The sequence below is a fragment of the Bacillus sp. FG16 genome (assembly GCF_057809515.1).
Map to the genome: position 1 here is coordinate 1 of NZ_JBMDKC010000072.1, position 14,421 is coordinate 14,421.

Below are 14,421 nucleotides of genomic sequence, written 5' to 3' on the forward strand. Positions count from 1 at the left end.
AAAAACTGCACCTCCAATTGTTAGACTGTGTCTAACAATTGGGGTGCAGTTCAGAAACTCGCTCTTTTTTTGTTATGTACAATAATTTATTACTATTCTAATTCAATGGAAACATTTTTTTGTGGTACAAATGTAGAAATTGCATGTTTATAAATAAGCTGTTGCTTACCTTCTGTTTCCAGTAGGACTGTAAAATTATCAAATCCTTTAATTAGTCCACGAAGCTGGAAACCATTTAATAAGTACAGCGTAACAAACGTATTTTCTTTACGGAGTTGATTTAAAAACTGATCTTGAATATTGATTGATTGCTTCATGTCGAATCCTCCTCTTTTTCTCTACTTACTATTATTCGACTTTACTTGTAACTTTCCTTCTATGTATCGTAAAATTTCTGACGTTTTTTCACCGTCTGTAACATCAAACCACGTGACATCCATTTTATTACGGAACCACGTTAATTGACGCTTTGCATAACGACGCGAATTCGTCTTTAATTGTGATACCGCATCTTCTAAAGGGGCTCGATTCTCAAAATAATCATAGATTTCTTTATATCCAATCGCTTGAATAGATTGACAATCTCGTATCCCTCTATTATACAGACCTTCCACTTCCTCTAATAGGCCTTGTTCCATCATCAAATCCACTCGTAAGTTAATGCGATCGTATAGCATTTCTCGATCCATTGTCAAGCCAATTAATGAAACATCATAGAGTAACTCTTTTTCTTGTTTCTCAATTTGGTCACTCATTTTTTCACCCGTCGTGTGGAAAATTTCTAACGCTCGAATGACACGTCGTACATTATTTGCATGAATACGCTCCGCACTTTCCGGATCTACTTCTTGCAATTTTTTATGTACATATTCCACACCGCGTTCTAAAGCTAACTTTTCCATTTGCTCTCGGTATATCACATCACCAGCATCATCTGTAAACTGATAATCGAATAAAACAGATTGTATATAAAGACCGGTCCCACCAACTATAATTGGTAATTTACCACGTTCTGTAATTTCTCGAATATGCTTGCGAACACGTTCTTGAAATTCCGCGACAGAAAATGAATCTTCCGGATTTTTTATATCGACCATATAATGTGGAATCCCGTCCATCTCTGCTTGTGTTACCTTTGCAGTTCCAATATCCATCGTTCGATAGATTTGCATGGAATCACCACTAATAATTTCACCGTTCAACGCTTTGGCAAGATCGATACTTAACTTCGTCTTTCCAACAGCAGTTGGTCCAATGATGACAGCAACTTTTTCACGTTGCACTTCTCCCATATCATTCAACTCTCTTTATGTAATATACTCCATCTATTGATTATACCCAATCTTACCAATTTTAACGGCATGATTGCAAGTTCTTTCATTTCGGTACATGAAATTATACATAAAAAAGAACATAGTTTGTCCAATTCTGCATATACATGATAAAAATAGTTTTGAGAGGATGAGTTACCTATGAAACAATCCACCATCAATTTTTCATCTTTGACAAAAGACCTCATTTTAGCTACTTCTACAAAAGAACAAAATTGTTCACAAGAGGAATTATACTTCGCCCTAAATTGTTTACTACGGGTCTTTCATTCTACTCTCCATGAAACAACATTACATCCAGAAAATAAAAATACAGAATATATACAAACGCAATTTTGCAGTGCATATAAAATTATTACAGGTAAAACTATTTATCCCTTTCAATAATCCATAAAAAGCGGCTGCTTACATAATTTCAAGCAACCGCTTTTTATATTAATATCGATAACCTATTGTATAACTTTCACTTTTACAGATTTGCGTCCCCAGCTATTAGCACTACCATCTGAACCGACTAATACATCAATACGATTTCCTTTAATAGCACCGCCAGTATCTCCAGCGATCGCTTCTCCATATCCTTCTACCCATACTTTTGATCCAAGCGGAATTACTTTCGGATCAACAGCAATTACTTTCATATTTGGATTTGCTGTTAAATCATGCCCCATTGCAGTTAATACACGACCACCATACGAACCATTCTCACCCGGATCTGCTGTATATGCCGTCGCTTCTACTATAATTTCACGACCACCAGTAGGCGCACTTGTTTCAGTAGATTTCGCAACTGTTTTTGCAGCCGGCTTTTCTTTTACCACAGGTTTACTTGATTCTACCTTCTTAATAGAATCGTTACTCTTAACAGACTCTTTATTCTTAACTGCTGTATTATTTTTAACCGGCGTATTTGTACTAACCGGTCCTTCTTCTTGAGTTGCAACTTCTTTCTTTTCGATTACAGGTGCCGTTCCTGTTAGAAATGGCACGTGAACATATCCGACTTTTCCATTGTAGTCAAATTGTAACCATTCATTTTGAACTTGATTCGTCGTTTCAATCACATCGTCTTTATTAAGTTTACCAAGAACTTCAGAATCAGTATTCGCTCCAGCACGAACATTTAATACGCCCGCCGTTACATAATATGTGCTCTTTGTAAATTCAGCACTTACAAACGCTTCCTTACCGTTCAACTTAATTTTTGTCCATCCATTTTCTGTATTTATAACATCTAGTGTATTCCCACTTAACACTTTACCTACAAGCTTTGACTCTACATTTGGGTTTTCTCTAACATTTAATACGTCTGTTGTTACAATTGTTTCCGCTTTAGCAGAACCCGCAAAAATCCCAAGACCAAAAACTGCTGCTGTTGCTATACCTAATAATTTTTTCATGAATAGCCTCCATTTGCTTTGTTTTCGTATTCTCATTATAGCAACATATTTTTAGAATTTTTAGAAATCACACAATTACAAAGCATTCGTAATATACGATTAATGAGTTGTAACATAAATTTCCATATTAATAAAATGTATTTCTAATACAATCTTCAATGGTTTTCATATATTTTTCACATACGAGCACAAGAACTTTTTTCCAGAAAAAATTACAGTGTTACTTTTTTGTTACAAAAAATTCATAATTCATTACATCTTTTACCAAAAAACATCAATATTCAATTGTTAACCTACTTTTTTGTAATAAAAAAAAGCAGCTAATAAAAGCTACTTTCTTTTCATTTGTTATTGAACTTTCTTTTTCCAAACACCTAGCATAATAGCCGAGACAATCGTTCCAATTAATATAGAGAAAATATATAGTAATGGTTTATTTACTAACGCTATTACAAATAATCCACCATGCGGTGCCGGTAATGTAATTTGGAATAACATAGATAACGCACCTGCAATACTTGAACCAACAACACAGCTTACAATTACTCGAACCGGATCTGCAGCTGCAAACGGAATCGCACCTTCTGTAATGAACGATGCTCCCATAATATAATTTGTTAAACCAGATTTACGTTCCGCTTCTGTAAACTTTGATTTAAAGAATGTAGTTGCGAATGCAATCGCAAGTGGCGGTACCATACCACCAGCCATAACTGCTGAGTGCACTCCAAAATTTTGTGCTTCTATTGCAGCAATACCAAACGTAAATGCCGCTTTATTAATTGGACCACCCATATCAATTGCCATCATACCACCTAAAATAAGACCTAGTAATATAGCATTCGTACCGTTTAAACCATTTAACCACCCTGTCAACATTTCATTTAATGCTACTACAGGCGGAATTACTACTTTTTGCATTACAACTCCTGTAATCAATAATCCAAAGACTGGATATAACAAAACAGGTTTAATTCCTTCTAATTGTACTGGTAGTCCTGAAAATAATCTTTTCAACCCTAAAACAACATATCCAGCTAAGAAACCAGCAATTAATCCACCTAAAAATCCAGCATTCGCATTCGCTGCTAAAAATCCACCTACAACACCAGGCATAAAACCAGGACGATCAGCAATAGAGCTTGCAATAAATCCAGCTAAAATTGGTACAAGGAATAAAAACGCACCTGTTTTTCCTCCACCAATTGACATGAACAATTCAGCTAAAGGACCTTCCGCCTTTATACCACCAAACGAAAACGCTAGCGCTATTAAAATCCCGCCACCAACAACGAATGGAAGCATATTACTTACACCGCTCATTAAATGCTTATAAATTCCTAATCCTTTTTCTCTCTCAATACTTTCTGATTTCCCGTCCTCTTTTACACCTTTAAAGATTGGTGCATCTTGTTTGACAGCTCGATTGAGCAATTTTTCCGTTTTTCGAATCCCGTCAGCAACTGGCACTTGAATGACATGTTTACCAGCAAAACGATTCATTTCTACTTGTTTATCTGCCGCAACAATAATAGCTGTTGCACGTTCAATATCCTCTTTCGTTAAACCGTTTTTAATACCTGTTGATCCGTTTGTTTCAACTTTAATCGCTATTCCTAACTCTGCCGCTTTTGCTTTTAAGCTATCCGCCGCCATATATGTGTGAGCGATTCCAGTTGGGCAAGCTGTAACAGCAAGTACGTACGGTTCATTTCCTTCTGGTTTGGCGACCTCAATCTCTTCTTCTTTTTCATTCTCTTTTTCATCAAATAGACGAAGAAGCTCAATTTCATCCTTCGCTTCTAATAGTTGCTTGCGAAATCCTTCATCCATTAATACTGTCGATAAACGAGACAACGTTTCTAAATGAGTATTATTCGCTCCTTCACTTGCAGCAATCATAAAGAATAAATGCGCAGGCTGTCCATCAAGCGACTCATAATTGATACCGCTTACACTTCTACCAAAACAAATCGATGGTTGTTTAACAGCCTTTGTCTTCGCATGAGGTATTGCAATACCTTCCCCAATTCCAGTCGTACTTTGGGACTCCCGCTTTAAAATAGCTTCTTTAAATTCCGTTTTACTATTTAAACGATTTGCCCCGTTTAATTTCTCAACTAATTCATCTATGACAGCTTCTTTATTTGAAGCTGCCAAATCCATAATGACTGTATCCCTTTTTAATAGTTCTGTAATTTTCATATGTTGCTTCCCCCTATCGCTTAGCTACAATTACTTGCGACAATAATTCTTCTACTTTTTCCTTCTTACATAAATCAGCTGAAAATGCTGTTGCACTCCCTGTTGCAACGCCGTATTGAAATGCCTTTTCAATATCTTTTGTCTGTTCATATTTGCCTACAAACCCTGCAACAAGAGAATCTCCGGCCCCAACTGAATTAATTACAACACCTTTTGGAACAGTCGCTTCATATATACCTTCTGCCGTAAATAATAAAGCTCCCTCTCCAGCCATCGATACGATAACGTGTTTTACACCTTGTTCAATTAATTTTCTTCCATAAGGTAAAATGTCTTCTACTGTTGAAAGCTCCACTCCAAACAACTCACCAAGTTCATGGTGGTTTGGCTTAATTAAAAATGGCTTATTTTTAATTACATGTTGCAGTGCACTTCCACTTGCATCTACTACTACACGAATACCTTTTTCAGCTCCAAACGCAGCGATTGATTCGTAAAAGGTACTTGGAATAGAGACTGGTACACTCCCAGCGAGTACAACACAATCTCCAGGTTGCATACTCTCAATTTTTTTCATTAACTGTTCGAACTGCTCTTTTGTTACAAGAGGACCTTGGCCATTTAATTCTGTTTCTTCTTTCCCTTTTATTTTCACATTAATGCGAGTATCTTCATCTACTTGGACGAAGTTAGTTGTTACACCTTCATCATGTAATACCTCTTTAATAAATTGACCAGTAAATCCACCAGTAAATCCAAGTGCTATATTTTTAACACCTAAACGCTGAAGAACACGAGAAACATTAATTCCTTTTCCTCCAGGAAACTTCATATCTTTCTCCGCTCGATTTATTGTTCCTAAATCAAAAGAAGGAACTTGCACTACATAATCAATAGATGGGTTTAAAGTAACTGTATAGATCATTGTTTATCAGCCTCAATTACATTGGTTTGTTTTTTATATTTTTCTAAATCAATTTCTAAATGGTTTGTAATAATATTTGCATCTTCAACATTTGCAATTTTCGCAAACGCAACTTCTGAAAACTTACTTTCATCAATTAAGAAATATCCTTCGTTTGCTAATGTTAATGCCATTTGTTTTAAGAGCGCTTCTTCTGGATCTGGCGTTGTAAAGCCAAGCTGTTCATGTACACCATTTGCACCTAAAAAACATTTATCAAAACGATACTTCTGCATACTTTCCTGTGCCATAGCACCGATTAAAGCTTTCGTCCTACTCTTCATCATTCCGCCTAGTAAATACGCACGAATATTATTTTCAACTAAAGCTTCAATATGCATAAGTCCATTCGTAACGACAGTAACATCTTTATTTATTAAAAATGGAATCATTTCAAATGTTGTACTTCCTGCATCTAAATAAATACAATCACCTTGTTCAATAACGCTAGCCGCATAATTAGCAATTTGTTGTTTTATTTGAATGTTTTTGGATGATTTTTCAACCATCGTTGGTTCTTGCCCTTTTCCTGTTAAAACAGCGGCACCACCATGAACTCTTTTTAATAACCTTTGCTTTTCCAATTGTGCTAAATCACGGCGAATTGTCGACTCAGAGCTTTCTGTTTTTTCAACTAATTGCTGTAATTTTACAACTTTCTGTTCTTTTACAAGTTGCAATATCATTTGATGACGTTCAGGAGTTAACATTTTATTCACCTCTTCTTTGATTACAGTATAATGAAAACGGTCACAAAAATCAACCATAAACAACCAAAAAATAATCAAAAACACCCACAAACGTTTATAAACAGCAAAAAAGAAACCTATTCGATCAAACAATCAAATAGGTTTCTTTTCTAAATTCACTTATAAAGAAGCTTTATATATACTTAGAACATCATCTTTATTTAATTTTTTAAAGTTACCAAATTCACCATACGCCATCGCTTTATTAGCCATTATATCAATTTCATTTTCTCCAATAGCGTAATCAGATAATGTTACTGGTGCCTCAATTGAAGTCCAAAATTGACGCAGTGCCTCAATTCCTTCTAACGCCACTTCTTTATCTGTTTTACCACCTGTTTCTATATCAAATACACGAATAGCGAACTGTTTAAAACGACTTACATTTTCCTCTACAACATGCTTCATCCAGTTCGGGAATAAAATCGCAAGGCCACCCCCATGTGGTATATCATGAACAGCAGAAACTGCATGCTCAATATTATGAGTCGCCCAATCTCCTTTCACTCCCATCGCTAAAATGCCGTTTAACGCCATAGTACCACAATATAAAATAGTTTCTCTATGCTCATAATTTTCTAAATCACTTAAAAGCTTAGGAGCTGTCTCAATTACTGTTTTTAAAACAGCTTCACAATAACGATCTTGTAGTTCTGTATTCGTTCCATGATGGAAATATTGTTCTAATACGTGCGACATAATATCTACCATACCGTAAATTGTTTGATCTTTCGGTACAGAAGTAGTATGAACTGGATCTAAAATCGAAAACTGCGGGAAAGTAACCGGGCTACCCCATCCATACTTTTCATTCGTTTCCCAGTTTGTAATTACCGAGCCTGCATTCATTTCAGATCCTGTTGCTGCAAGAGTAAGTACAGTACCAAATGGTAATGCCTCATTAGCAAATGTTTTTTTCGTTACAATATCCCATACATCTCCATCGTACTTACTCCCAGCTGCAATTGCCTTCGTACAGTCGATCACACTTCCTCCACCAACTGCTAAAATGAATTCAACACCATTCTCTTTACAAATTTGAATCCCTTTCTTTACAGTTGATACACGTGGATTCGGTTCAACACCTGTCAATTCAAATACTTCTGCATTAATATCCTTTAAAATAGAAATTACATTATCATAAATACCGTTTCTTTTAATGCTGCCTCCCCCGTATACGAGAAGAACTTTTTTACCGAACTGTGGAATTTCAGTTTTTAACTGTTCTAATTGACCTTTACCGAAAATAAGTTTCGTTGGATTACGAAATACAAAATTTTGCATATTTCTTTACCATCCCTTCTATTTGAAAAGCAACTATACTTTTGTATACCATATTTTTTTCATTTCACAAAAATATTTGCTTAATAAGGTGAGATCATTAAGTAAACAATAACACCAGATAAACTTACATATAACCAAATCGGCATCGTCCAACGTACAATTTTACGGTGACGTGTCAATTGATTTGTAAAACCAAATACAAGTGCAAACAATGCAAGTGGTACAATAATTGCTGCAAGGATAATATGCGTAATTAAAATAATGAAGTACACATATTTAATGAACCCTTCTCCGCCAAAATGTGTTGCTGGCGCCAAGTAATGATACGATAAATAAGAAACACAAAATAGCAACGTCGTTGTAAATGCTGCGAGGATAAAACCACGGTGCATTTTCACATTCTTTTTAATAATAGAGTATAAAGCTGCTAATAAGAATACGAACGTAAAGCTATTAAAAATCGCATTTAACATTGGTAAAATTGTTACATCAAAATGTACTTCTCCTTCATAGCCAACAGGTCCAAAGAACAAAAATAAAATAATCGCATTTACAATTACAGAAAGCGTTATCACAATAGGAGCATAGCTTTTCTGATTTGTTGATTGATCCACCAAAATGGTCACTCCCTCTTCCTTCAAGTATGTATACATAACCTCACTATTTTAACATATTATTCACAGTGTAAATGTGACAATAGTTTGACACAGCAAGACAAGACAAAGAAAAAAATCCTTCTTAATAAAACTTCTTAAGAAGGATTTTATCGCTTTATTATTCAAATAGCAACGCGATTAATTTTTGTTAAAAAATGTATCGCTATATGCTTGAAAAATTTCAGACACTTGATATCCCATTAATGAAATTGCTGTTAATGAAAAGAAACCAATCATAAGAAATCGAAACCACATATAAATCTCCTCCTTGTATTTAGCTTAAAAAACGTTAGCTACCTTACAAGTTACGTGGCACTCTTCATCATCACTTTCCTTCTTCTTTACAATTGCTGTTATAAATCGAATCATAAAGAATAGAACAAAAGGAAATTGTTCGTAATTCACATTGGCATAGTTTAGCAACGGCTCGCGCTGCACATCGAACGGAGATGAGAAGGAATAGAACATACCTTGCTCTTCCATATATACAATTACAATTTTCATGCAAAATACTATTCCTAAAAACGAAACAATATCTTGCCATTCTGTCGTATATAACAGGTTATACAGCTCTAATACGTACTCTTCCATCATCATCCCCCCTTCCTTTTTTACCATTCTGCTCGCCTTCGTATAAAAAGTCAAGAAAAAAGTTTATATCCACTATGACAATAGTAATTACTTGTTTCTATGATTATATATGATTCTTTTATAGCAATGATTGGGTGTAACTCTCTTCGAAAACAAGAAAATTAGAATCGAACAGATTCCTCATTCTTACTTTTAGGATTCAAAACTGTGCTATTTTTATTTCTATTAAAAATAAAATACGAAAGTATGATAAGAACAGTAACAAACATTGTTAAAAGTGCTTGTGAACGTAAAGAATCAATTGCGAGCATCGCAACTAAAACTGCTATAATAGCGGCAATTGTAACATACGTTACATACGGAAAAAGCCACATTTTCACTTTCAAATTTTGTTGTTCTACTTTCCCCATTTTTTTACGCATCTTTAAATGCGAAACTGCAATAACGAGATAAACTAGTAACGCAATCCCGCCAGATGCATTCACTAAAAACAAAAAGACTTTATCTGGAGAAATGTAACTAAAAACAACTCCAATATAAGCGAAGAAAGTTCCAAATAAAACCGCTCGAACAGGAACACCACTACTGTTCAATTTTAAAAATGACTTTGGCGCATCTCCTCTTTCTGCCATTGAAAAAAGCATTCTTGAGTTTGTATATAAACCTGAATTTAAGCAAGAAAGTACAGCTGTTAAAACGATAAAATTCATAATTTGTGCTGCCGCTGGTATTCCTATATGTTCAAGTACAGCTACAAATGGACTTTTTAATATGTTAGCTGAATTCCATGGCAGTAGCGTAACAACTACCGCTATAGACCCAATAAAAAATACAAGAATACGCCAAATCACACTGTTTGTTGCTGTTTTTACTGCTTTTACAGGTTCTGCAGATTCACCAGCCGCTACTGCTACAATCTCTGATCCCATAAATGAAAATATAACAACAGTAATTCCAAGCAATACCGAACTTATACCGTTAGGCATAAATCCACCTTGTCCAATTAAATTCGAAGTGCCGGGTGCTTCTGTTCCTGGAACAAGTCCTAAAATAACAGCAAGACCTAGGCAAAGGAACAAAACAATACTTATTACTTTAATAAAAGAAAACCAATATTCAAACTCTCCAAATGATTTCACCGAAAAAACGTTCGTCAACGTTAATAAAATTGTTAATATTAAACTTAATAACCAGAGCGGTATTTGTGGAATCCAATATTGGATAATACCAGCACCTGCTGTGGCTTCTATTGCAATAACAATTACCCAGAAAAACCAGTATAACCAGCCTATTGTATAACCAGCCCATGGACCAATTGCTTCTCTTGCATACGTTGCAAATGAACCACTTGTCGGATTTACAGCTGCCATTTCTCCTAGCATTCTCATGACGAAAATGACTAGAAGTCCTGCTAATGCATATGAAACGATAGAACCAGGTCCTGCCGAATGTACAACTGCACCACTTCCAACAAACAAACCAGCCCCTATTACGCCGCCAATTGAGATCATTGTAATGTGGCGTATTTTGAGATCTTTCTTTAGATTTTTATCCAACTCTTGTACATCCCCTTCCAAACTAAATTTTGAAATTTATGTAAGAGTACTGTGCGAAAGATTTTGTCCTATACTTTAAAATATATCAAAATATTCTGAATTTAACAATTGCAATTCAACCTCCCTCAAAAATTATTTCATTAGGTTTAATACTTTTCCATACACAATTGTTGAGAAAATTATAGTCCTCTTACAAAAGAAAGAATTTTCAGATATTATTAAATGAACAAGATTATACATCTAGACAACTTTTTGTATAGGAGTGTTGATATGTTAAACAAATTCAAATTTTTTTGTTGTATTTTAGTACTGTTCTTACTGCTACCGCTATCCCCTTTCCAAACACAAGCAGCAAACACTTTAGGTTCAAAATTACTCGTTGGATACTGGCATAACTTCGATAACGGTACTGGCATTATTAAATTAAGAGACATTTCACCAAAATGGGATGTAATCAATGTATCTTTCGGTGAAACTGGTGGTGATCGTTCCACTGTTGAATTTTCCCCTGTATATGGTACAGATACAGAATTCAAATCAGATATTTCTTATTTAAAAAGTAAAGGAAAGAAAGTAGTTCTTTCAATAGGTGGACAAAATGGGGTCGTTTTACTTCCTGACAATGCCGCTAAGCAACGTTTTATTAATTCCATACAATCTCTGATTGATAAATACGGTTTTGATGGAATAGATATTGACCTTGAATCAGGTATTTACTTAAACGGAAATGACACTAATTTCAAAAACCCAACTACTCCTCAAATCGTAAATCTTATATCAGCTATTCGAACAATCTCAGATCATTATGGTCCAGATTTTCTATTAAGCATGGCTCCTGAAACAGCTTATGTTCAAGGCGGTTATAGCGCATACGGAAGCATCTGGGGTGCATATTTACCAATTATTTACGGAGTGAAAGATAAACTAACATACATTCACGTTCAACACTACAATGCTGGTAGCGGGATTGGAATGGACGGTAATAACTACAATCAAGGTACTGCAGACTACGAAGTCGCTATGGCAGATATGCTCTTACATGGTTTTCCTGTAGGTGGTAATGCAAATAACATTTTCCCAGCTCTTCGTTCAGATCAAGTAATGATTGGACTTCCTGCAGCACCAGCGGCAGCTCCAAGTGGTGGATACATTTCGCCAACTGAAATGAAAAAAGCTTTAAATTATATCATTAAAGGAGTTCCGTTCGGAGGAAAGTATAAACTTTCTAACCAGAGTGGCTATCCTGCATTCCGCGGCCTAATGTCTTGGTCTATTAATTGGGATGCAAAAAACAACTTTGAATTCTCTAATAATTACAGAACATATTTTGATGGTCTTTCCTTGCAAAAATAATAAAAAACAACAATAGGTTATAGGACCTATTGTTGTTTTTTATTTATGTAAATTACTTTTTCACTTCTACATGATGAAGAGATTCTTTTTCATCTCTTACATAACTATTTACAAGACTTAAAAGTAATTTACCACCAATTAACATCGCTTGTTCATCAAAATCAAATTGAGGATGATGATGTGGATATGTTGCTCCTATTTCTTCATTACCCGCACCTGTGAAGAAAAATGCTCCAGGAACATGGTCTAAGTAGTATGCAAAATCTTCTCCTCCCATAATAGGTGGTACTTCCATGACCCGTTCTCTGCCAAGATCACGTTCCGCAACCGTCATAAAATGACGTGTTTCATCTACATGATTTATTAATATTGGATAGCCTCGTTTATATTGAATATTAACTTCAGCATGAAGAGACTGACAAATCCCTTCAACAACTCGTTTAAATTCCTTCTCCATATATTCTCTCACTTCAGGATCTAGCGTTCGAATGGTCCCTGTAAATGTAGCAGTATCTGCAATAATATTATCTGCTTGACCAGCATGAAATGTGCCTACTGTTAATACTGCAGATTGAAGCGGATCTACTTTTCTACTAACTAAAAGTTGTAATTGGTTAATAACTTGCGTTGCAACGATAATAGCATCTACAGTATGATGCGGCATACCTCCATGACCACCTCGCCCTTGAACCTTCACTTCAAAAGAATCAGCTGCTGCCATCATTGCTCCAGCTCTTGCCCCAACAATTCCTAATGGCATTTGAGAAGATAAATGTGTACCAAATACAACATCTACTCCCTCTAAACAACCATCCTCAATCATGGCAATTGCCCCACCAGGTTCTTTTTCTTCTGCATGTTGATGTATAAGAACTATTTTTCCAGAAAGCTGATCTCTATGGTCACTTAATATTTTTGCAACTCCTAAAAGTGTTGCTGTATGTCCATCATGCCCACAAGCGTGCATTACACCAGGAATCTTTGATTTATATGAAACTTGCTTTTCATCTTGGATAGGTAGCGCATCGAAATCAGCACGTAGCGCTATCGTCTTCCCAGGTCTTCCACCTTCAATTACTCCGATTACTCCTCTGCCCCCGATATTTGTTTTCACCTCAATATGAAAACTTTTTAAGATTTCAGCTACTTTTCTCGGCGTTTCTATTTCTTGAAACGATAGCTCTGGATATTGATGAAAATCTCTTCGCCATGAAACTATTTGGTTATATAAACTTTCCAATTCTTTATGCCATGTTTCTATCATAGAAATTCCCCTTTCTTTATTTAACACATTAAATAAAACTTACATAACATTCAGTATTTAATCAATAAAAAAGAGAACTTTCTCTAAAAGTCCTCCTACTATTCTAGTCACTATTTTGCTTCAACACAAAAACTGAAAGTTCAGGTACACTCAAAAATCTAACAGGCATCCTAGTAGTCCCAATGCCACGATTTACATATAAATATAACGGCTTACTCTTCCCCTCTACTTCATACATACCTTCAACATAGTTCTCAGCTAGTTTGGTAGTAATTAACGGACCTACGAAAGGAATTTGGACTTGTCCTCCGTGACTATGTCCTGACAGTTGAAGATCAACTGGGTAACGATTTATTTTGGTTACAACATCCGGCTCATGTACTAATAACATGTTGAAATCATTTTGTTTCAAGTTTTTTAAAGTTGAATCTATTTGCGGCTTCCCTAATAGAAAATCATCCAAACCTGATATTGTAATATATTTGCCGTTTTCCACTTTAATTTTCTGCACTCCATTTACTAATACAGAAAAACCAGCTTCCTCCATATATTTTTTGTAAAATAAACTACCGCCCCCGCCCCTATCATGATTCCCAAACACAGCATATTTCCCTAAGGGAGCGTAAATTTTCTGCAAAATAGCCTTCGCTTCTTCTCTTTCCGCATTATAAGACCCAAATTTATCTATTAAATCTCCGGTAAAAACTACTATATCTGGATGTAATTCATTCATCTTCTCCACTAAATGTTCAAGTTGTTTCAGTGTAAACTCTGGTCCTAAATGTACATCTGAAAACTGTAATATTTTTTTATTATTAAATTCTTTAGGAATTGCAGAAGCTTCTATTTCATTCCATGTAACCGTTACTAGTTTTCGTTCTATTTCTGTCGCATAATAATACAAACTTACTGGTATCATTAATATACTTATAAAACTAATAATAAATATCTTTTTGATTGATTTTTTTCGTTCTTTTTTTACATGATTCGTATTCATGTTTTCACCTCTAGAAACACTTTAAATCCTTATTGTTACATTAATGTGACAACATGAACAATGTTATTAAT

Annotated in this window: 14 protein-coding genes; 2 read left to right on the top strand and 12 right to left on the bottom strand. The window is 35.1% G+C overall.

Annotated features, from left to right (window positions below):
* Nucleotides 1-92 precede the first annotated feature (92 nt).
* The gene (gene hfq / locus ACODS7_RS22315) at nucleotides 93-317 is read right to left on the bottom strand and encodes an RNA chaperone Hfq (RefSeq protein WP_000813896.1); all 225 of its coding nucleotides are present in this window, start codon (nucleotides 315-317) and stop codon (nucleotides 93-95) included.
* A gap of 21 nt (nucleotides 318-338) precedes the next feature.
* On the bottom strand, nucleotides 339-1,292 hold the full coding sequence (gene miaA, locus ACODS7_RS22320; protein WP_000504953.1) for a tRNA (adenosine(37)-N6)-dimethylallyltransferase MiaA: 954 nt from the start codon (nucleotides 1,290-1,292) through the stop codon (nucleotides 339-341).
* 180 nt (nucleotides 1,293-1,472) lie between these two features.
* Between miaA and ACODS7_RS22325 the strand changes: the two genes are divergently transcribed.
* Nucleotides 1,473-1,718, top strand: coding sequence for a hypothetical protein (locus tag ACODS7_RS22325; RefSeq protein WP_016080602.1), 246 nt, complete (start codon nucleotides 1,473-1,475; stop codon nucleotides 1,716-1,718).
* Nucleotides 1,719-1,780: 62 nt separating this feature from the next.
* Here ACODS7_RS22325 and entD read toward each other — a convergent pair whose 3' ends face one another.
* The 8 genes from entD to gabP form a co-directional block, all read right to left on the bottom strand.
* Nucleotides 1,781-2,731 (bottom strand): cell wall-binding protein EntD, encoded by a 951-nt coding sequence (entD, locus tag ACODS7_RS22330; protein ID WP_243168904.1) that lies wholly within the window; start codon nucleotides 2,729-2,731, stop codon nucleotides 1,781-1,783.
* A 348-nt stretch (nucleotides 2,732-3,079) separates the two neighbouring features.
* Complete coding sequence (locus ACODS7_RS22335; RefSeq protein WP_043936353.1) at nucleotides 3,080-4,936, bottom strand: PTS fructose transporter subunit IIABC; 1,857 nt, start codon at nucleotides 4,934-4,936, stop codon at nucleotides 3,080-3,082.
* Between the two features lie 13 nt (nucleotides 4,937-4,949).
* Nucleotides 4,950-5,861 carry a 1-phosphofructokinase gene (gene pfkB, locus ACODS7_RS22340; RefSeq protein WP_043936354.1) on the bottom strand — a complete coding sequence of 304 codons (912 nt, stop codon included), beginning with the start codon at nucleotides 5,859-5,861 and terminating at the stop codon, nucleotides 4,950-4,952.
* Nucleotides 5,858-6,610 (bottom strand): DeoR/GlpR family DNA-binding transcription regulator, encoded by a 753-nt coding sequence (locus ACODS7_RS22345; RefSeq protein WP_043936355.1) that lies wholly within the window; start codon nucleotides 6,608-6,610, stop codon nucleotides 5,858-5,860. Before ACODS7_RS22345 ends, pfkB begins: the two co-directional genes overlap by 4 nt.
* A gap of 159 nt (nucleotides 6,611-6,769) precedes the next feature.
* Nucleotides 6,770-7,933 (bottom strand): iron-containing alcohol dehydrogenase, encoded by a 1,164-nt coding sequence (locus tag ACODS7_RS22350; protein WP_043936356.1) that lies wholly within the window; start codon nucleotides 7,931-7,933, stop codon nucleotides 6,770-6,772.
* Between the two features lie 80 nt (nucleotides 7,934-8,013).
* A complete protein-coding gene (locus ACODS7_RS22355) occupies nucleotides 8,014-8,550 on the bottom strand; it encodes a DUF420 domain-containing protein (RefSeq protein ID WP_243168905.1) in 537 nt (178 codons plus the stop codon).
* A gap of 318 nt (nucleotides 8,551-8,868) precedes the next feature.
* The gene (locus tag ACODS7_RS22360; RefSeq protein WP_140163816.1) at nucleotides 8,869-9,207 is read right to left on the bottom strand and encodes a hypothetical protein; all 339 of its coding nucleotides are present in this window, start codon (nucleotides 9,205-9,207) and stop codon (nucleotides 8,869-8,871) included.
* A 134-nt stretch (nucleotides 9,208-9,341) separates the two neighbouring features.
* On the bottom strand, nucleotides 9,342-10,736 hold the full coding sequence (gene gabP, locus ACODS7_RS22365; RefSeq protein WP_016080595.1) for a GABA permease: 1,395 nt from the start codon (nucleotides 10,734-10,736) through the stop codon (nucleotides 9,342-9,344).
* A 270-nt stretch (nucleotides 10,737-11,006) separates the two neighbouring features.
* Between gabP and ACODS7_RS22370 the strand changes: the two genes are divergently transcribed.
* The gene (locus ACODS7_RS22370; protein ID WP_243168906.1) at nucleotides 11,007-12,089 is read left to right on the top strand and encodes a chitinase; all 1,083 of its coding nucleotides are present in this window, start codon (nucleotides 11,007-11,009) and stop codon (nucleotides 12,087-12,089) included.
* A 52-nt stretch (nucleotides 12,090-12,141) separates the two neighbouring features.
* On the opposite strand, the gene ACODS7_RS22375 is transcribed toward ACODS7_RS22370, so the two are convergent.
* Together ACODS7_RS22375 and ACODS7_RS22380 are read right to left on the bottom strand one after the other, a co-directional pair.
* Entirely contained in the window at nucleotides 12,142-13,353 is a 1,212-nt protein-coding gene (locus ACODS7_RS22375) for a M20 metallopeptidase family protein (protein ID WP_016080593.1), read from the bottom strand.
* Nucleotides 13,354-13,456: 103 nt separating this feature from the next.
* Nucleotides 13,457-14,350 carry a metallophosphoesterase gene (locus tag ACODS7_RS22380; RefSeq protein ID WP_029443077.1) on the bottom strand — a complete coding sequence of 298 codons (894 nt, stop codon included), beginning with the start codon at nucleotides 14,348-14,350 and terminating at the stop codon, nucleotides 13,457-13,459.
* Between the last annotated feature and the right edge of the window lie 71 nt (nucleotides 14,351-14,421).

Coding starts and splice junctions, on each gene's coding strand:
- ACODS7_RS22345 (WP_043936355.1), bottom strand. CDS start 6,610: ATGTTAACTCCTGAACGTCATCAAATGATATTGCAACTTGTAAAAGAA.
- ACODS7_RS22335 (WP_043936353.1), bottom strand. CDS start 4,936: ATGAAAATTACAGAACTATTAAAAAGGGATACAGTCATTATGGATTTG.
- ACODS7_RS22325 (WP_016080602.1), top strand. CDS start 1,473: ATGAAACAATCCACCATCAATTTTTCATCTTTGACAAAAGACCTCATT.
- ACODS7_RS22350 (WP_043936356.1), bottom strand. CDS start 7,933: ATGCAAAATTTTGTATTTCGTAATCCAACGAAACTTATTTTCGGTAAA.
- miaA (WP_000504953.1), bottom strand. CDS start 1,292: ATGGGAGAAGTGCAACGTGAAAAAGTTGCTGTCATCATTGGACCAACT.
- hfq (WP_000813896.1), bottom strand. CDS start 317: ATGAAGCAATCAATCAATATTCAAGATCAGTTTTTAAATCAACTCCGT.
- ACODS7_RS22380 (WP_029443077.1), bottom strand. CDS start 14,350: ATGAATACGAATCATGTAAAAAAAGAACGAAAAAAATCAATCAAAAAG.
- ACODS7_RS22360 (WP_140163816.1), bottom strand. CDS start 9,207: ATGGTAAAAAAGGAAGGGGGGATGATGATGGAAGAGTACGTATTAGAG.
- pfkB (WP_043936354.1), bottom strand. CDS start 5,861: ATGATCTATACAGTTACTTTAAACCCATCTATTGATTATGTAGTGCAA.
- ACODS7_RS22370 (WP_243168906.1), top strand. CDS start 11,007: ATGTTAAACAAATTCAAATTTTTTTGTTGTATTTTAGTACTGTTCTTA.
- ACODS7_RS22375 (WP_016080593.1), bottom strand. CDS start 13,353: ATGATAGAAACATGGCATAAAGAATTGGAAAGTTTATATAACCAAATA.
- entD (WP_243168904.1), bottom strand. CDS start 2,731: ATGAAAAAATTATTAGGTATAGCAACAGCAGCAGTTTTTGGTCTTGGG.